Genomic DNA, 19,166 nt, shown 5'->3' on the forward strand with positions numbered 1-19,166 from the left:
TTGATCGTACCAGTAACTACTTGAACGTATGGTACTGGCGTGTCCTTGCCAGGATCAGCTGGCGTAACTGGGCTTGGATCAACCGGCGTGTAGCCTGGCACGTCTGGAATCGGTTCGTTTGGCACGACCTTCGTTGGATCGTTAGGGTCCGTTGGGTACGTTGGCGTGTCGGCACCTGGGATTGGCGTACCGTTTGGATCAACCGGAACGATCTTACCGTTTGGTGCGTAGGTTACCGTTTCTTCAACGTCCGGATTATCAGGCGTTGCCGTCAGACCACCGGCAGTCTTCTTATCTGCATGGTAGCCTTGAACGACTGGCGTGTCAACCGTGTTAAACGTCTTGGTGCCTTCCCAGTCACTTGTTGAAAGCACCTTACCAGTTACCTTGTCAATCGTCACCGTCCGCGTGAAGGCGTCTTTTTGCGTGACAACGTTGTCACCTGGCGTCTTGTCGCCGGCCCCAACGTAATGGATCGTTTGGGTGGCATCCTTGACCAGGTTGTCGCGATTAGTCTCGGTTGGGTAAACTGGACTGTTTGGATCGTTAGGATTGATTGGTTCGCCAGGCGTTACCGGCGTTGGATCGTTAGGCGTGATCGTTTGCGTCTTGTGCTTCAAGTGAACCACAAAGTCGTTGCCAGTCTTAGCATAAGTTTGCGTACCATCGGCAAAGTCATTGGAAACCAATTCGTAGCCTTGGTCTTCATAAGCTTTGATCTTATCTGCCGTCGTGTAATTGATCTTGGAACCAATCTTACCGCTTGGCAAATTATCACTATCAAGTTCTACACCAGTAGTATCATCGATGTACTTGATCGTACCCGATACTTGGTTGTTGCTGTAGGTTACCGTAACCGTTGTGTCGCCTTGATCTGGCGTAACGACCAGTGATGAAACATTAGCAATATCGACGTTATCATAGCCTACTGAGCTTGGATCTGCTGATTTAACGGCATCCAAGGTCTTTTCAATTGGCGTCCAGGCACGATCTGCACTTTCGGTGTCAACCTTGCCATCATTGTTGGTGTCGTAGCCCAGGATCTTGCCGGTTACCTTGTCAACGATAGCAGTCCGGGTAAATTCAGCAGTTTGAACGTATGAGCTCGTACCGTCCGGAGCACCATTAACCTTATTGCCGTTTTCATCAACGTAGTTAATCGTCCGCTTTACCGTAGCAGTCAAGTCATCCTTAGCAACACCATCTGGGTAGGTAACGTCACCCTTAGGATTGATTGGTTCGCCAGGAGTCTTAGGATCAGTTGGCGTAACAGGCATCGTCTGGTGACCATAGTAAACCTTTTCCGTCACGTTAGTGGTATTGCCGTCAACCGTAACTGCGGCCACTGAAGCGCGGTCAGGAGCCGTGTAGCCGTAGTCGGAAAGGTCGGCAGAATCCTGCTGCGTCCAGGTCTGAGCATCAACTTTCCAACTGTCATCAATCGTGTAGCTGGAACCGTCAGCTGAAACAGTACCATAACCGATAAAGTTATTCTGATCATCATAGATCTTGTTACGCGTCAGGGTTGCCGTTTGCGTAACCGTGCTTTCCAGATTAGATGGAATTGGTTCACCCGTTACACTGTCGTAGTATTCGATCGTCCGCGTAACGTCCTTGGTTTCGGCTTCCGTGTGGTAAGTTACCTGTTCGTAAACATAGTAAACATCATTAACGTTGTTGGAGCTGATCGTCCCCGTAGCATCAGATGGCGTCGTGTTGTACGTAAAGCCGTTAACGGTCGTCGTACCAGCGGTTCCCATTGACTTGTCGCTCTTAACGTAACGGTAAGTTTTACCATTGACGGTAATCGTTTCTGGGCGGTAGGTTGAGCCTGTAACATCATATGAGGTGTTGTTGCCAGAGTTTTCGTAAGCCGTTGTTGGCGTTTGGATTACCGTACCATCGCTAGTTACGTAGTTGATGCGAACCTGACCTTGCGGAGCATAGTAATACTTTACCGGTTCTTGACCAACTGCCAGACGATTGTTCAAACCATAGATAGTAAGGTATTTTTCATATCCGGTCAGCTGATCTTCAGTAAAGCCAGCATCCGTCAAATATTTAACCCCAATTGGCAGCTTTCCATCTTGCGGCAAAGTGTAGAGCAAGAAAGCACCATTCTTATGAGTACCAGCATCATAATTACCATTGTCAGCAAACTCGCCGGGTGCCACCGGATCAGTAGTTAAAATCGTCTTCCAGATATTTTCATTATCAATGTCGTCAATGCTTGCCCCCACAGCAGCTACCTTAAGGACAACCCGAGCAGTCCCATTAGTTTCGGTAATCACATTGATTCGTGCAATCTGTAATTGATCTGACAATTGCTTCTGCGTCGAGACAATAATATCGCCTATTTTATATGAGGCTGAAAGCGTTCCGGTGGTGTCAGAAGGTGAGCTGACAAGATCAAAGCCCTTAAAGATCCGAGCACCAGAAGCAGTATAGGTATAACCTTGCCGCCCAGTCTGTTCATAGTCAGCCAGAATGGTTTCGTTGCCAGCCGCATCCTTAGCAATATATTCCGTCCGAATCGTGCTTTCGTCTGGGTACACTACGTGGACAACGGTTCCGGCCGAAGTATTGGTACTGTTGCCAGCATCATAGATAACTTTAGAAAGCTGGGTACCTACATCAGAATTAACATTAATTTGCTTAGTAGTAACACCATTATTTGTAGTAGCGGTATAAGTCAATTGGTAATAGTGAGTAGAACCATCACTAATCACGTTTTTTAATTTATCAACTTGAACGGCAGCTCCATTTACCGTCAGTGTTCCTTGCCAAATTACTTGACCGGTATCACCATCAACCAATTGGGCATAAACCGTATCATCATATTGCCCATTCGTAGCGGCCTTGCCAGTTGAGAAACGGAAGTAGTAGTTGGTATTATTTTCACCATTATAAGTAGTAGTGCCATCCGTTGCCGCAGTCGGTCCTAAGCTGACAATCCCAAACGTGTAGCGACCATCAGTTGGATCAGCCTTGTAGCCACTTGGGATCTTGCTTTCATCTGCAACGACACTTGCCCCATTTGGATCACTCATCCCAGGAGTTACATCACTGTTGCTGATTTTGTCAGTCGCTACAATTTCACCCTTGCTTGATAGTGCGTCATCACTAGCGGCAGTAGTTGCCGCTGAAGCACTGGAAGCAGTAGATGCAGCCTGTGAGCTGTCTGCAGTTGACGTTGCGGCTGCGGATTGGCTGTCTGCTGAAGCTGAGGCAGCCGTTACCGTTTGCGCGCTGGCTGCTGCTGAACTAGCCGCCGCACTGCTGTTGGCATCGCTGGCAGCTGAAGAACCCGTGCTGCTCAGCGTAACCGCACTGGCACTGGTATCATTGGCAGCGCTGTTTACGCTAGCCGTGTCAGCACTAGTATCCGTATCAGTCGTCGTGTCGGCAGATACTTGGCCATTGCCGAAGAACATCAATGTCCCCAAAAGCACGGATACCGTTCCGATGCTTAATTTACGCAGTGAGAACCGTTGAGCGCGATTGGCACTCTTTTGTTCCTGCATATATTTATTATTCTTGGAATACATATATGTAGACCTCCTAAATCTAAAATCTCAATATCGAATAAAGCTAATATCAAGGTTTTCTTGGCAGCTGCTAATCTGGTGAATTTTTGTTAATCACTTTATAATCTATTTTCAAATCGGCAAACTTTTTTCGTCGCCTAAATTCACTTTTAAATCGATAAGCAGATTCCTTTTCAACACGAATGATTGTATATGGGAACTTACAAAAAAGAAAGACCAATCCGCCTTCTTATAAGCTCTTTCACCTTGTTATACAATGAATGGTAATTGATGGTTTTATGAGTTGATTTAAGAAACTATCAGTTTACATAAAGTAACCAAACAGGGAAATAAATAGCTGACTAGCGCCGATTCCGTTTATATATTGATAACATCCAACTGCTTGCTACAGTGGCTGTTGAATCAGAAAAGCCGTTCCGTGAATGCCCACGGTAACGGCTTTTATCATTTATAGAAATAATCCCAACAGCATCAGGCCCAGCGTAATCAAGAGAATCACACCCATGATCAGCTGGCCAAACCACGATTCTCGCGGATTCTTTTGGTAGGTGCGAGCCTTTTCGCGTTCAACCTGAGCCAAACGCGCGTTGGCATGCCGCTCGACCAGATCATCATGCTGATTGGGATTGGTTAATGAATCAATCTTGCGCGTTGCCATTTTAAGACCTCAATTCATTAAAACGCTTTTGATATGTCTCAACTTTGGCATCCCCGGCAAACTCACGCTGCGAATCGATCAGCTGTTCCATGACGGCCGGTTTGACCATTGCCAATAAGATCTTTTCAATCATCGCGTCAAGCTGCGTCTCATCATAGCGATTATCAGGCGCGACCAGTTCTGGCAGATGCAGCGTGTCATTAAAGCCTAGAATCAGCTGATTGTTCTCAAAGGCTGCCCGCACTGCATCCATAATCTGATCACCGCGATTGATATCCAGATAAATATCACAATCAGCCATCAGCTGTTTAGCCTTTGCAAAACTGACTGCTGGATACAGGTGCACGTTGGCTTGCTCACCGATCTGCAGCAGTTTTTCCGACATCTCGGTCAACGCCGCGACATGAAAATCAAAATTCTTAAGCCGGGCCGCCAGTACAGAAAGCATCTCGATCTGATCAGAGTTGGTCATGATTAAAATGGCTGGCCGCATCTGATTGCCGCGCGGATGCGGATAGATCGTGCCCAGCTGCTGCACCTTAACGTCCATTGACTGCGAATCGGCATCCACCGGCTTGGCAAATTTTTCTTGATACTGCACCCAGGCCTGATGATTCTGCATCCAGATCTGCTTGGTGCGCGTTTGATTTTCAAAGATAAAGCGCATGTTGCCAGGCAGCTCGTCACCCAGCCCTTCCTGCCAGACCAGAACGTCGCTGGCATTTTCACTTGGCAGCTTCAAGGTCGTAAAGAAAGCCAGGTTCAGCGTGTTGTAGATAACGTGATCAAGCTGATAGTCGCTGCTTTGCAAAAAATCGGCGGTCAGTTCCAGCCAGTTTGCGAAATGACGCTGCCGCCCGCCGGTATACAAAAAGATGTCGTCAGTCGTTAAATGATGGTCGATCACCACGTTTTGCGCCGCGTCATAATACTGCTTGAGTTTTGCCTGACCATTGGCATAAAACGTCTTGGCAAAACGCTGCCCATGCTGATCATATTGATCGATCCATTGCAGCTCGCCAGCCGCGTTCAGCCATTCAACCTGCTTGACGAAACGCGTATTGTCATTTTTAAAGAAGCGGATCTCAGCACGCTTGGTATTCAGATCATAAACCTGGGCCCCACTGGCATCCCCTTTGATCTGCCAGAATCGAGGCACTTGAACCTGATCAAAATAAAGCGGCTCGCCAGTCTGCTTACGATACTGCTTGATTGGCGAATCGACTTCTGCCGGCAGAAAACCGTCATCATTGATCACCACTGTTGGCACCTTGATTCCAGCAATCTTTTGCGAACGGACCAGGTCAATGCTGTCGCGCTGCCAGTCGTCAAATAGATTAAGCATCTGTTTCCTCCTTTACCAGCTGTCGCCATTTTGCAAGAATCTGATCATCCAAATAGTGCTCGGCAATCTCATAAGAATGCTGACTGAACTTCGCGCCTCGGTTTTCGTCGGCAAAGAGCTGCTCGATGGCTCCCGTCAAAGCCGCGACTTTTTCAGATTCATCCTGCTGTTCGTCATAAGGCAGCAAAAAGCCGTTTTGATCCGGATCAATAAATGTCTGATTGCCATACGGGACGTCAAAGCCGATCATTGGCAGGCCCCCGCCGACCGCCTCTAACAGACTCAGCCCAAAGCCTTCACTGGTTGAGGCCGCGATGTAGCCGGCGTAGTTTTGGTAGACGTCATCCAGCCGGTGCTGTCCCATCAGATGAATATAGCCGTTTGCCTGGGCCGTGTCGATCTGGCGCTGGAGCCGATCATGCTGCTCGCCATAGCCATAGATATCCAAGACCAGATCGCCAACCGTCTGCCGGGCCGCGATTACCGCGCTGATCAGCCAGTCAATATGCTTTTCGCCCGCCAGCCGGGAAGCCGTGATCAGCGTATGCCGGCGCCGCTGCTGATACTGCCGCTGCTTGAGAGTGGTCAGACTGCCAACGGGAATCACGACCACCTTGGCCTCATCATGCTGATACTTTTTCAGCTGTTTGGTCAGCATCGCTTGCTGGGCCGCGGTTGCCACGATGAAAAAGTCGGTGTCCGCCGCGTGCACGAACTGATACTCATAAAAGTTGTTCCAGAGGATGCGCTGCTTATCCGTATGGTGCGCGTCATAATGTTCAGCATGCACTACCACGCCCAGTTTGGCTGGTCCATGCAATTGATACCAAAGCTGGCCGCTGCTTAGATCCGGACTGTCCTCACGATCCAAAATCACCAGATCATCAGCCTGCAGGTTCAAGCGGCGGATCATCTCAGCGTACAGTTCGGTTTTGGAGTAGTAGATCTGCTCGGGAAACTCAAAGACCTCATTTTCGCCATTAAGGTACTGATGATAGGCAACGCGGCCATCTTGATTCAAAAAGTCGCGCAGATAGACCTGACCTTTGTCATCCAGATATTCCACGGCATAGCAGCTGGCACTGAAGAACTCCCGCCGCATTAAGCGTGGCCCCGCGAAATACTCGGCATAGTCAATCAGCTGCCGTTTTTGGTCTACCACATGAACTCTGATCCGCCATTCTTCAGCCATCTCAAAGTCAACCAGCTGCTTATTGCCGACAAAGGTCTGCGTCTTCATTGGCACGTCCTGCAGCTCATGGGCCTGGCGAAACTCAGCCAACGAATAGGTTGATGGCGTGATTGGCATATCAGTAAAAAAGTTGTACAGCCAGATGACCTGATCATCACGCAGTCCCAGATTGCTCGTCAGCGCCTGAATGTTATCGGCCAGAATCATATCCGAAAAGATAAACCGGGCCGCAATGCCTGCCTGTTCAAAAACCTTGGCGCGATAAGCCTGGGCATACTCAACCCCACTGCTGGCCCAGCCAATGCCAAGATTAACGTTATAAACCGTCATTTCCTCACCTCTGTTTAGATAAATTCCAAAACCAGTTCCTGCTTGCGATTAACCTTGATCAGGCTGAGCAGCAGATGGCGCACGGCAACCAGCCGCACCTGATCAAACATTTTTTCAAACGCCTCATAAGCCTGCTTATGGTAGACGTACACCGCGTCTCGCTGCATCAATGACCACGGCTCAGTATAAGACTTCAGCCGCTCCAAAAAGGCTACCTGATCAATCCAGCAGTCATCCAGACTCTTAAGCATCGCGGCCCGATAGAACTGATCGCACTGCGCGGGAGTCAAAAGCTGTTTTTCTTTTTGATCCAATACTTTGCGACTCAGCTGCATCAGATACTCTTTGATCGCTGCCTGACTGCTAAAGTCGATTGCAGGCAGCTCCGTAATCAGATCATAGGTAATCCAGTGATTGATCGTATCCTTCAACAGATCCGCATTCCAAGCCGTCCGCTCAGCCAGCAGCTGATCAAACCCGCGTGTCAGCCAATGTTCCGCGGCCTGGCGATAGTCATCGAGCTCCATCACCTGCTCGCGCTCAAAATAAAAGACCTCTCGCTGCATGCGCATGCTGTGCTCATAGCGATAAGTACGCGCCCGCTGATTCTGTTCCTTATCCAGCAGCCGCTCATTTAAAAAGTGCATCGAAACCCAGAGCGAAGGACTGCGCAACTGCCGGGGCTCATCAATTGGGTGCGTGGCGCGGCGGCGTTTTTTTCGGCGATAGTAGTTCTGCAGCCTGACACTGCTGTTTTTGCCGACCAGATCGTCTTCCAATGACCAGAAAAAGATGCTGGAACCCGGATCACCTTGACGCCCAGCCCGGCCCCGCAGCTGTTCGGCAACCCGCGGCAGCAGCAGCTCAGTGCCAATCACGGCAAGACCGCCAAGCTCCTTGACGCCCTCGCCAAGCTTGATGTCAGTACCCCGGCCAGCCAGATTGGTCGCGACCGTTACGGCTCCTTTTTGACCGGCTGCTTTGACGATCATGGCTTCTCTGGATTCATTGCGGGCCGTCAAGACATTATGGGCAATCCCCCGGTTCAGCAACAGTTCAGAAATGATCGCGGAATTTTCGATTGACCCGGCAATCAAAAGAATCGGCCGTCCCTCTTGATGCAGTCTCATCGTCAAGTCAATCGCCGCCCGCAGCTTTTCGCCGGTCGTCAGATACAGTCGGGGCGAGAAATCCTGGCGCACAACCGGGCGATGAGTCGGAATCGCAACGACTTTCATCTTGTACAGGTTGATAAACTCGCTGGCTGATGAGCGCGCCGTCCCTGTCATCCCCGCGACGTTTTCAAACAGGCCGAATAAGCTCTGATAAGTCGTTGAGGCAACGGCCTGTTGATTATCGGTCAGTTCAACGCCTTCTTTCTGCTCAACTGCCTGCTGAATTCCAGTGTTGATCTTCATCCCTTTTAACAGGCGGCCATTGGCTTCATCCAGCAGTATCACCTTGCCATCCTGGACTTCATATTCATGACCGCGCTGCTGCAGAAAATGTGCCTGCAGCGCCAGATTAATGTGCCGATACAGTTCGCGGCGCTTTGGACTGAACAGATCATCAATCCGGAAATAGCTTTGGGCATACTCAATCCCCGCCTTGGTCAGCCAGACTGCTTGATCCTTGAGATTCAGCCGATACTCCTGACGATAGCGCAGCGTCCGGACAAACAGATCGGCCTGCTGATAAAGATTTGACTGCAGCGATGGCTTGCTGGAAACCACCATTGGCGAATTGGCGCCATCCAAAAGCACTGCGTCAGCCTCATCGATAATCGCGAAATGATAGGGCCGCAGATACTGATCACGCGGATTGGCAGCCAGATTATTGAAAAGATAGTCAAACGCCAGCGTGGTCCCCGTCGTGTACATCACGTCGGCATTATACCAGCCCCGTTTTACCTCAGGCTTAACCTTTTTAGCTTCATCGTCTTCATCAGCGGCATCCGGATCAAAGCCCAGGCTGCAGGTCAACCCCAGCCATTCATACAGCGGCGCCATCTCTTCTTGATCACGCTTGGCCAGGTACATGCTGGGCGTAACCAGAATCGCGCCTTTTTGCGTCAGACCGTTGAGATAAAGCGGCAGCGTGGCCGTCAGCGTCTTGCCTTCACCGGTTTTCATCTCGGCAATCTGTCCCTGCTGCATGACAATGGCTCCCAATACCTGTACGTCAAACGGATACATTCCTAATACCCGGCGTGCAGCCTCGCGTACGGTGGCATAGGCTTCTGGCAGGATTTCCATTAAAGACGCCCCTTCAGCCAGCTGAACACGCAGTTTGGGCGTTTGTTCCTGCAGCGACTGGTCATCCAACGACCGCATCTTGGGTGCCAGCGCGTTGACTTGCCGCAAGATCCGCCGTGCTTTTTGATATTCCCATGAAAAGCTCATTCAAAATTCCTTTCTGGCCGCGGATCCTCATTGCTGATCATCATAAAATAAGCAAAAACGGCCTTGCTCTATTTTGGCTGCGCGACTCCCAGCCGATCGCGCAGCTCCTGCAGAATCATCATGATCGGTAAGCGAACCGCGCTTTGCCAAAAAGCATCGCCGCGGTAGCTGATCTGATAGCGCTCGATCCGTGGATTAATCGGTAGCTCATCTGGGGCCAGCGTAAAGCCATGCCAGGTCGGCTGCCAATCAATCAGCTGGTGCACCAAGGCATTGGTCGCGGGCGAAGTGCCAATCAGATTCACCCGGTCATGATCGGGGATTGCCTGATTAATCCGTGCTTTTGCCAAATCCAACGCGTCGTTTCGGTCCTGCCACGGAATCACCACCGGCAGCAGGTTGGAAACGATGTGCTGTTGACTCAGAGCATTACAATCAATCCCGCTGCTGGTTCGGCGCGTTTCCAGAAATAGGACGCTGACTGGCTGCCCTGCAATCGGATTGATTAACGTAGGAACGGTTATTTGCTGGTCAATTCCCTGGTCAGCAATCTCCAGTCGTTTAAAATCCAGCTCCCAACAGCCCAGATTGATCAATTCAACGGTATAGCTGACCACTTCTAAAGGACAAATAACCGTCAGCTGAGTGCCGTGTGCCTGAAACTCCTTGATCACGTCCCCCTGCGCATCATAAAAAGACGCCTTGAGCATTACGCGCGCTGCGGGTCCAACTTTCATCACGGCCTTGATCTGATAGGTATGATTACTGAGCAGTTCCGGCAGCTGCGAGACGATGCGCTGAGCCTGATAGTTACCCGCTGAATGCCATTTGACCAGCGTTTTGCCCGGTGCCATCAGCCGATTAACGAAATGAACCGACTGATCGGCGCGCACGGTCATTGCCGAGCCATAGCGATAGTTGTTGTTTGGCTGATTGCCCCAGTAGACGTAGTTCAGCAAATCCTCACCTTCCAAAATCTTCTTTTAAGACGCGCTCATACTGCCGTAAAAACCATTTAATCATCCCGCTGCTGTCGTCATTGTGGCGGCCGGGCAGACCATAGTAGTTGATCTGACGGGCCCGCCCCAGCAGATGCTTTTTCAAGACGGCCAGCGCGTTGGGATCATAGTCGTCATCAAACATGTAAGCGAGGTTGAGTGACGTCTCGCTGGCATCTTCATGGATCAGCGCGTCAATGATTTTTTGATCCAGCTGCCGCAGACTGGTTTCGTCCAGCTCGTTTGGCGCGGCAATCAATTCTCTGGCCAGGTCAAAGCTGGTGCCAAATTCGTCCGGCCGTGCCAAGCGACTCCGCTGTGCGATCGTCCCCAGATGTACCAGTGGCTTGGCAGCAATCACCGCATGAGCCTTTTGTCGCAGACCAAATTTAATAGCGCCATAAGTTCCCATTGAAATGCCCGACATCACCAGCTGCGTATGATCAAACCCCAACAGCTGCAGATGCTGATCAATAATCTTCGGCACGGCTTGGTTGAAAAACGGTCCCGTGTAAAAGGCGCCCCCTTCCAGCCGCGAATCGGTAATCAAAAGATAGGGAACCTTCATCTTTTTCATCATGAAATAGCCTTCAAAGCTTTTCTTGGAGTGATAGCCGGCAAAATAAACGCACAGTGGCGGCCGCAGATCACCGGGATTAAAGAAGAACTGCACCTCATCGCGCGACTCAAGATCCTGCCAGGCCTGCCCACCATTGATAAACGTCCCCAGTCCATAGCGCGCCCAGCGAAGCTCAAGGTTGCCCAGCGTTATCTGGCCATGTCCTTTAACAAAAATAATCACGCTTAAAAACTGGTTGCGGGCGATAATCGGCGTCGGGATTACCTGCGGCTTTTGCAGCTGCGCCTCGGAAAACTCATAAGTCTGGCGCTCACTGCCATAAACCAAAACGAAGCGGTAACGAATCTCTACGTTGGCATCATGCTGAAAAACGGGCCAGACCGTCAGCTGCCGTTTGGGATCGACAAACAGATTAGTACGCAAGTTGGCTAACGGTTCCCAGTCATCACTGTCAACCGTCAGCTCCAAGGCCGCGGAATCTTTCCAGCGCTGACTTCCCTGATAGCTGGGACTGACAGAAAAAGCATCCGGACCGATTCCCATTCCTTGCTGGCCGACATAGTAGTATTGAGGAATTGCCGACACAAAGGCTTGACGATCGCTTTTTAACAACCGAGCCTGCGTCCGCGCCAAAAAATACTGCTGCAGCTCATCACCGGCAGCTCCAGGCAAAAAGACCACGTTATATGGATCAACCTTGGCATGCAGCTGCTCCCATTCAACCGGGGTCATTTCCAGCTGGTCGGCAATAATCAAGAGCTCAAACCGCATTTTTTTGACTTTTAACTGCGCCAGGTCGTTGAAGTACCACTGCACGCCAGCGGGAATCCGCAGCGTCTGCGACCAGTCTTCGCCACCCAGCTGCAAGACTCTAATCGGTTTCAATTCTTAGCCTTCCTTTCTACCAAAGATTCTGCCAGGCATTCATGATCATTTCATCCGAGTAGCGATTGATCATGGCAACTGAACTCACCAACGCCTCGTTCCAGTGCTTCATGGAGCCTAGATAATAGTCCAGGGCTTGATCCAGCTGACTGATCTGCTTAGTCTGCAGTCCATTTTGCTGATGCGTGACCAGCTCGCTTACCGTGCGATTGATCTGTGGCACGCCAACGCTAACGGCTGCCATCTGAATAAAATCATCTGGCGCCATACTGAGATCTACCAATACACGGGTCGAATCCAGTATGGTCAAGAGATCCTTAGGCTGCGCGATCCGCTTGGTATAGATCGGAATTGGCTGCGCGGTTTGCAGATCTTCCATATCCGGCGTAAGGTCCGCGTCCTGCAGATCCTCGTTTGGCTTGAGCTGTTCAGGCGTTGGGTTGATCATGATCAAAGGATAATGATCCTGGGCCAATTCTTTAATCAGCTCCTCTGCACGACTCAGCCGATCATCGTCATAGCCGACCAGTTTCAGATTTTCATTAAATCGTGCCTGATCAATACGGGCTAAAAGCCGGGACAAAACAGCGCGCAGTTCAGCCGGTGTCAGATCGTTGACCACCAGCAGAATCGTCTGCTCCAGCTGCTCTTGACTGTGGCCCAGATGAAACTGAGCTGAAAAAATCGGCAAAAGCAGGGTCTCGCGTTCATTCCCCAACAATTCATGCACCCGCGCGTCAACGGCAGCCGAGTCGGTCACCAGCTGCCCAGTAAAATCATTCAGCCGTGGCAAAAATTTTTCAAAAGCATGCCAGCGACTGATGACGGCCGCGGTTTTAAAGCCGTTAAAAAATGACAGCCTGGCCCGCTGCTGATCAGCCGCCGTAAAAATGACCTCGTCTTGTTGAGCGTCAAGATTTTGCTTGATGAGCCGCGGCAAAAACTCGTCAATCAGTGCCTGCCGATCCTGGTATGCGGCCGCGCTAAAATCTTTGGCAAACCACGGATTGACAAAAACACGGCCATCCGTGATCCGTTCCTTGACGCGCCAGCTGCCGGCTGGATCTAAAAATACCCGCTCAACCAGCTGCTCTTGTTTATCGTAGTTTTGCAGACAAGATAGCCAGCCCCGCGAATCCATCACCAGATCCTGGAAATGCTTGTCGTGTTCAAAGCGCTCAATCCGCAGAATCTGTCCGCGGGCGTTAAAAATCACCTGCGCAAGCTTTTGATCATCATGGTAGGCAACCACCCGAAACGGATCGTATTCAAACCAGGTTCCGCGCGGCCAGTTAAAGTCTGCTAGATCCAAAATCTGCCGAGCACGCGGATCGGTAACGCCCTGAATCAGATCAAACACCGTCAGCAGCTTCTCTGGTGCCAGTCCGGCCTCGTTGAGCTGTGCCGTAAGCTGCGGAACGTATTCACTGACGATCACGCCGCATTGGGCATCATTTCTCATGAAGATCTTTAAATTATTGATGGCATCGTCAAACTTGAGACGGTCAACGGCAAATGCCCAGTCGTCAAGCTCGTTTTGCCAAGTCGGCACGAAATACTTCATCTTCCAGCTCTCCTTTCAACTTGGCATAGCGGCGCGGAATTTTAAGCTCATCCAGTTTATCGATCAGACCGTTCATAAACATTACCAGCATGATCAGCTGTGCCATCAACTGGAGAATGCTGCCCCATTCATTTTTGATTAAAGAACCGGAAAGACTCATGACGATCACGCCCATTGCCAAAAGCGCGCCAAAAAACGTCAGACTAACCAAACGGCGCCGCAGATAGCGCTGCGTTGGCTTGCCCGGCTGCACGTTTAAAAGATAACTGTTGGTGTACAGCATCTGTTTGGCCTGCTGCTTGGGATTGAACTGCAGCCATGCAAAAAAGTAGGTCAATAAAAAGGTCAAGCCAGCCGCAAAGCCGATTTGAAATTGTGAATTCAACAAAAGCGTGCGGTGACCCAATCTGGTGCCAATCAAAGCCGGCAGTACCGCCAGCGCCGTTCCAATCATAAAAGTCATCATAACGCCCAGGTTGAGCCCAATTGGATACATCAAAGGCGGCGTGTAGCTTGGCAGATAGGATCTGATCTGCGCGTCCTCATAGCGAGCCAAACGAAAAGCCACTAAAAACCAGATCAGTCCTAGACTCAAAAGCACGATTCCGATGATCAGCAACCAGCCCTGCCAATTGGTTGCCAGCTGGTGAAAAAGCTTGCCTGCCTGTACGGCCACGCTCCGCATCATATTGCAGATGATGAGCACGACCATTCCGCCGATCCCCCGACTGCCATTTAGATTGCCCAGCCAGGTAACCAGCATCGCGCCAGCCGTCAATGCCGTGATTGCCGTGATTCTTGCCAGCGGACCATCAATCAGGCGCGCGCTGCCGACTAACAGGTGTGCTTCAAAAACGGCAATCAGCATTGTCAGCATGTTTTGCAGCAAGAGAATCTGCCGCTGTGAAAGCTCCCGCAGATATGGCAGCTTCATCAATAACGCCAGCTGAACCGCCATCATCGCTACCATAAACGGCGTAAAGCCAATACTGAAAAGCGACAGTTTCGGCAGATTAGCCCCCGACATGGCAGCCAGGGCACTGACTGAGGATTCATGCATCAGCTGCTGGTAGTGGCGGGTGAGCTTGACTGCCGGTACCGCAACCTGACTGCCCAACAGATAAATCGTGATCGCCATCAGCGTAAAGCCGGCCTTTTTTAAAATCCCTTTAGTTTCAGAAAGCATTGCAACCCCTTTGCTCGTTTACGATTCTTCCGTTCTTCAATCTATGTAGCACGCTAAATTATTTTTTCAAGGCGCGCTAGCTGATTATTTAGAAAAACGATTCTTTGAAATACGCTAAATTTTTTGAGCACGCTAAGTCATTCTTCTATGTGCACTTAATTATTTTTTAAGCACATTAAACGATTCTTTTGCGTACATCAAACCACTCTTCTAGGCATACTAAATTGTCTTTTTAATCACGTAAGCCTACTCTTCCAGGCGCGCTTGAAAAACAGCTTCGGTCAGCGCCCGTTTGGTAAACATTCCCTGCCGATTGAGCCAGCCGAATCGATAAACATGATCAGCTAATTGCCGGTACTGATCTTCAGTGACCGACTGCACCCATTCACTGGCTTCGGCAAGCGAGTCGACCACCTTGCCCAGATGATATTTTTCGACAAGATCCGCCTGCGCGATGCCGCGATGAATAACGATCGGCAAACCCGCCGCCAGATAAGAGCCGAATTTAAAATTGACATTGAGTTTCATGTATTCATATACCGTGGGCGAAGCTTCCCAAAGCAGACCAAAGCCCCCGTTTTGATGCAGACACTCAATCAGATGCTCATTGGGTACATAGCCTTGAAATCTGACCTGAGGATTGTCAAGCGGAGTGGTTGGATCGGCAAAAACCTCAAGCGGAACCTTTTCGTGCCAGTCATTGACAAAAGTAAACTTGCTGGGACTGCCCGCGAAATTAAGCACCGTGCGATATGGCGATTCACCAGTCAGTTGATCGGCAGTCAACGCGTCCCAGGCTTGCTGATAAACGATTTTTTTGACCTTGAGACCCCATTTGTCCAATTCCTGCTTCATCTGCGGCATTGGCAGAATCAAAACGTCAGCCTGATTGTAAAAGTCAATCCATTCCGGAACGCGCGCGGGATTGTCAAACATCAACGGCGCTACGTCATGCACGAACATGATCAATTTGACGCGATACTCTTGACGGTAGGCATTGATCTTGTCAACCAGTCGCTGCTGCCATTGCATCTCCATCCAGGTCGGCTCTTGCAGAATCACGATATCGTCAACCGTCAATGATGACAGAATGCCGTCCAACCGTGCTGATAATTCGCCAGCAGGTTCGGCCGAGGCATCATAAAAGTAGTAGCCCAACTCTTTAATGCCAATCTCATCAGCAAATTGAGCAACCATATTTTGAGCAATCTGGGCCGTACTGTTTCTCATTTGGCCATGCATATTTGTAATGTAGACCGTCATAACCATCGCTCCCTCTTACACTTATCATTTTATAAACGTTATTGCAGTTAATAACAATATACATAATATTTTTTCGAAATGGCCGTTAATTACAGATGTTGCACAGATCAACATCAACTTATATTTTGATGTGACTTTCGAAACTTTTTGGCGATTTAGGTGATTAAAAAGAAAAACGCTGCAATCGCGGCTTTTTGCCATGATGCAACGTTCTTCTTTTTAAATATCAATCGATCAGTTACTTATCTTCATCAGTTCGCTTGCGTCCAAAGGCAGCAGCCAATGCACCCAGCATTACGGCTGACAGTCCCAGGATACCTGCTTGAGAATCATCAGAACCGCTGAGCTGTGGCAGTTTTTCAGCCTGCTTCTTAGCAGCCGGCGTTGGCTGACTTGATACAACACTTTCCGTTGCTGGCTGTTCAACTGATGGTGCGACGCTGTCAAACGACTGCACGTCTACCAGCGATACTGGTTCAATCAGTGAACGGCCATTGTTGTTTTCAGCATAACCGCCTGAATTGGAGTCGGTGTTGTGAGCAATGCTTTCCGAAATGGATTGGCTGATGCTGTTCACCTTGCTGTTGGAAATTGATTCCGATAGGCTGCGCGACTGGCTCTTTGAAATACTTTGCGATGCGCTCTTAGAGATTGATTCACTCGCACTCGTCGATACCGAAGCACTTGCTGAAGCTGACGCGCTAGCTGAAGCGGATGTGGAAGCTGAGACACTAGTTGACGCCGATGCACTCGTTGAGGCTGATTCACTGGCGCTCAGAGATGCACTCGTTGATGCCGATTCACTCGCACTCAGGGATGCACTAGTCGATGCAGACTCGCTCGCACTTTGAGAAGCACTTGTTGAAGTCGATTCGCTGGTACTCAAGGATGCACTAGTCGAGGCTGATTCGCTTGCACTCTGTGATGCACTCGTCGATGCTGATTCGCTCGCACTCAGAGAAGCACTTGTTGATACGGATTCACTTGCACTCAGGGATGCACTAGTCGATGCCGATTCGCTCGCACTCTGTGATGCACTCGTCGAAGCTGATTCACTTACACTCAAGGAAGCGCTCGTGGATGCTGATTCACTTGCGCTCAGCGATGCACTGCTTGAGGCAGATTCGCTCGCACTAGTGGATGCGGACTCACTTGCACTTTGAGAAGCACTAGTCGAGGCCGATTCGCTTGCACTCAGTGATGAACTTGTTGAAGCTGACTCGCTTGCGCTCAGCGATGCACTGCTTGAGGCTGATTCACTGGCACTCAGAGAAGCACTCGTTGAAGCTGACTCGCTGGCACTTTGAGAAACACTAGTCGATGCCGATTCGCTTGCGCTCAGCGATGCACTGCTTGAGGCTGATTCACTCGCACTCAGAGAAGCACTCGTTGAAGCTGACTCGCTGGCACTTTGAGAAACACTAGTCGATGCAGATTCGCTGGCACTCAGAGAAGCGCTCGTTGAAGCTGACTCGCTGGCGCTCAGAGAGGCACTCGTTGAAGCGGATTCGCTCGCACTCAAGGATGCACTCGTGGAAGTCGATTCGCTTGCACTAAGTGAAGCACTGGTTGAAGATGATTCACTTGAACTCAAGGATGCNAGATTCGCTGGCACTCAGAGAAGCGCTCGTTGAAGCTGACTCGCTGGCGCTCAGAGAGGCACTCGTTGAAGCGGATTCGCTCGCACTCAAGGATGCACTCGTGGAAGTCGATTCGCTTGCACTAAGTGAAGCACTGGTTGAAGATGATTCACTTGAACTCAAGGATGCGCTCGTGGATGCTGATTCGCTCGCACTCAGTGATGCACTAGTTGAGGCTGATTCACTTGCACTCAAGGATGCACTAGTTGAGGCTGATTCACTCGCATTCAGAGAAGCACTGGTTGATGCTGATTCACTCGCACTAAGTGATGCACTCGTTGAAGCAGACTCATTGGCACTCAGTGATGCACTCGTTGATGCTGATTCGCTCACACTCAGTGATGCACTAGTCGAGGCTGATTCACTGGCACTCAGAGATGCACTAGTCGAGGCCGATTCACTCGCACTAAGTGATGCACTAGTCGAGGCCGATTCACTCGCACTAAGTGATGCACTAGTCGAGGCCGATTCGCTCGCACTCAACGATGCGCTAGTCGAAGTAGATTCGCTAGCACTCAATGATGCACTAGTCGAGGCCGATTCACTCGCACTTTGTGATGCGCTAGTTGAAGCGGATTCGCTCGCACTCAGAGAAGCACTCGTTGAAGTGGATTCGCTCGCACTCAGAGAGGCACTAGTTGATGTGGATTCACTAGCACTCAGAGAAGCACTTGTAGAAGCAGATTCGCTTGCGCTCAATGATGCGCTGCTTGAGGCGGATTCACTTGCACTCAGAGAAGCACTAGTTGAAGCAGACTCGCTTGCACTCAGTGATGCACTCGTTGATGCTGATTCACTTGAACTCAAGGATGCACTCGTCGATGCAGATTCGCTTACACTCAGTGATGCACTCGTGGAAGCGGACTCGCTGACACTTTGAGATGCGCTAGTTGATGCTGATTCACTTGCGCTTTGAGATGCACTCGTCGATGTCGATTCGCTCGCACTCAGAGAAGCACTTGTCGAGGCTGATTCACTTGCACTCAGAGAAGCACTTGTTGATGCAGACTCACTCGCACTCAAGGATGAGCTGGTTGAAGTCGATTCGCTTACACTCAGTGATGCACTAGTTGAGGCCGATTCGCTCGCACTCAGAGATGCGCTGCTTGAGGCTGATTCACTTGCGCTTTGAGATGCACTCGTTGAAGTCGATTCACTTGCACTTTGAGAAGCGCTCGTTGATGCAGACTCGCTCGCACTCAGCGATGCACTCGTTGAAGCTGATTCACTGGCACTCAAGGAAGCACTAGTTGAAGCGGATTCACTTGCGCTTTGAGATGCACTGGTTGATGCGGATTCGCTCGCGCTCAGAGATGCACTCGTAGATGCTGACTCGCTCGCACTCAGTGATGCGCTGCTTGAGGCTGATTCACTGGCACTCAAGGATGCGCTAGTCGATGCTGATTCGCTCGTACTCAGTGATGCGCTCGCGGAAGCCGATTCGCTGGCACTCAGTGATGCACTGGTTGAGGCCGATTCACTTGCACTTTGTGATGCACTCGTTGATGCGGATTTACTTGCGCTCAGTGATGTGCTCGTTGATGCCGATTCGCTGGCACTCAAGGATGCACTTGT

The 19,166-nt window shown here is 50.2% G+C and carries 10 protein-coding genes and 1 pseudogene; all 11 read right to left on the reverse strand.

From position 1 onward, the window contains the following. The coding region (locus FC47_RS09150; RefSeq protein ID WP_081036771.1) for a mucin-binding protein at window positions 1–3,548 on the reverse strand (3,548 nt) is incomplete at its 3' end. A 448-nt stretch (window positions 3,549–3,996) separates the two neighbouring features. After that, a complete protein-coding gene (locus tag FC47_RS09155) occupies window positions 3,997–4,206 on the reverse strand; it encodes a hypothetical protein (protein WP_006499264.1) in 210 nt (69 codons plus the stop codon). Window position 4,207: 1 nt separating this feature from the next. Next, window positions 4,208–5,551, reverse strand: coding sequence for an accessory Sec system glycosylation chaperone GtfB (gene gtfB / locus FC47_RS09160; RefSeq protein WP_056968702.1), 1,344 nt, complete (start codon window positions 5,549–5,551; stop codon window positions 4,208–4,210). Then, window positions 5,544–7,073, reverse strand: a complete 1,530-nt coding sequence (gene gtfA / locus FC47_RS09165; RefSeq protein ID WP_056968703.1) for an accessory Sec system glycosyltransferase GtfA — start codon at window positions 7,071–7,073, stop codon at window positions 5,544–5,546. Before gtfA ends, gtfB begins: the two co-directional genes overlap by 8 nt. Before the next feature lie 14 nt (window positions 7,074–7,087). Next, the gene (gene secA2, locus FC47_RS09170) at window positions 7,088–9,475 is read right to left on the reverse strand and encodes an accessory Sec system translocase SecA2 (RefSeq protein WP_056968704.1); all 2,388 of its coding nucleotides are present in this window, start codon (window positions 9,473–9,475) and stop codon (window positions 7,088–7,090) included. A 68-nt stretch (window positions 9,476–9,543) separates the two neighbouring features. Then, complete coding sequence (asp3, locus tag FC47_RS09175; protein WP_056968705.1) at window positions 9,544–10,434, reverse strand: accessory Sec system protein Asp3; 891 nt, start codon at window positions 10,432–10,434, stop codon at window positions 9,544–9,546. A gap of 4 nt (window positions 10,435–10,438) precedes the next feature. Next, on the reverse strand, window positions 10,439–11,938 hold the full coding sequence (gene asp2 / locus FC47_RS09180) for an accessory Sec system protein Asp2 (RefSeq protein ID WP_056968706.1): 1,500 nt from the start codon (window positions 11,936–11,938) through the stop codon (window positions 10,439–10,441). A 16-nt stretch (window positions 11,939–11,954) separates the two neighbouring features. Further along, window positions 11,955–13,502, reverse strand: coding sequence for an accessory Sec system protein Asp1 (gene asp1 / locus FC47_RS09185; protein WP_056968707.1), 1,548 nt, complete (start codon window positions 13,500–13,502; stop codon window positions 11,955–11,957). After that, a complete protein-coding gene (locus tag FC47_RS09190) occupies window positions 13,465–14,688 on the reverse strand; it encodes a hypothetical protein (RefSeq protein ID WP_048344791.1) in 1,224 nt (407 codons plus the stop codon). Before FC47_RS09190 ends, asp1 begins: the two co-directional genes overlap by 38 nt. 246 nt (window positions 14,689–14,934) lie before the next feature. Then, window positions 14,935–15,951 (reverse strand): glycosyltransferase, encoded by a 1,017-nt coding sequence (locus FC47_RS09195; protein ID WP_056968708.1) that lies wholly within the window; start codon window positions 15,949–15,951, stop codon window positions 14,935–14,937. 238 nt (window positions 15,952–16,189) lie between these two features. Beyond that, window positions 16,190–17,551, reverse strand: a pseudogene (locus FC47_RS10790) (accessory Sec-dependent LPXTG-anchored adhesin); the annotation flags it as partial. Between the last annotated feature and the right edge of the window lie 1,615 nt (window positions 17,552–19,166).

Origin of the sequence: Limosilactobacillus mucosae DSM 13345 (assembly GCF_001436025.1) — a bacterium.
Lineage (GTDB): Bacteria > Bacillota > Bacilli > Lactobacillales > Lactobacillaceae > Limosilactobacillus > Limosilactobacillus mucosae.

Excerpts from the sequence above, each read along its gene's own strand:
- FC47_RS09155 (WP_006499264.1), bottom strand. The coding sequence starts at position 4,206 with ATGGCAACGCGCAAGATTGATTCATTAACCAATCCCAATCAGCATGAT.
- gtfB (WP_056968702.1), bottom strand. The coding sequence starts at position 5,551 with ATGCTTAATCTATTTGACGACTGGCAGCGCGACAGCATTGACCTGGTC.
- gtfA (WP_056968703.1), bottom strand. The coding sequence starts at position 7,073 with ATGACGGTTTATAACGTTAATCTTGGCATTGGCTGGGCCAGCAGTGGG.
- secA2 (WP_056968704.1), bottom strand. The coding sequence starts at position 9,475 with ATGAGCTTTTCATGGGAATATCAAAAAGCACGGCGGATCTTGCGGCAA.
- asp1 (WP_056968707.1), bottom strand. The coding sequence starts at position 13,502 with ATGAAGTATTTCGTGCCGACTTGGCAAAACGAGCTTGACGACTGGGCA.
- FC47_RS09190 (WP_048344791.1), bottom strand. The coding sequence starts at position 14,688 with ATGCTTTCTGAAACTAAAGGGATTTTAAAAAAGGCCGGCTTTACGCTG.
- FC47_RS09195 (WP_056968708.1), bottom strand. The coding sequence starts at position 15,951 with ATGACGGTCTACATTACAAATATGCATGGCCAAATGAGAAACAGTACG.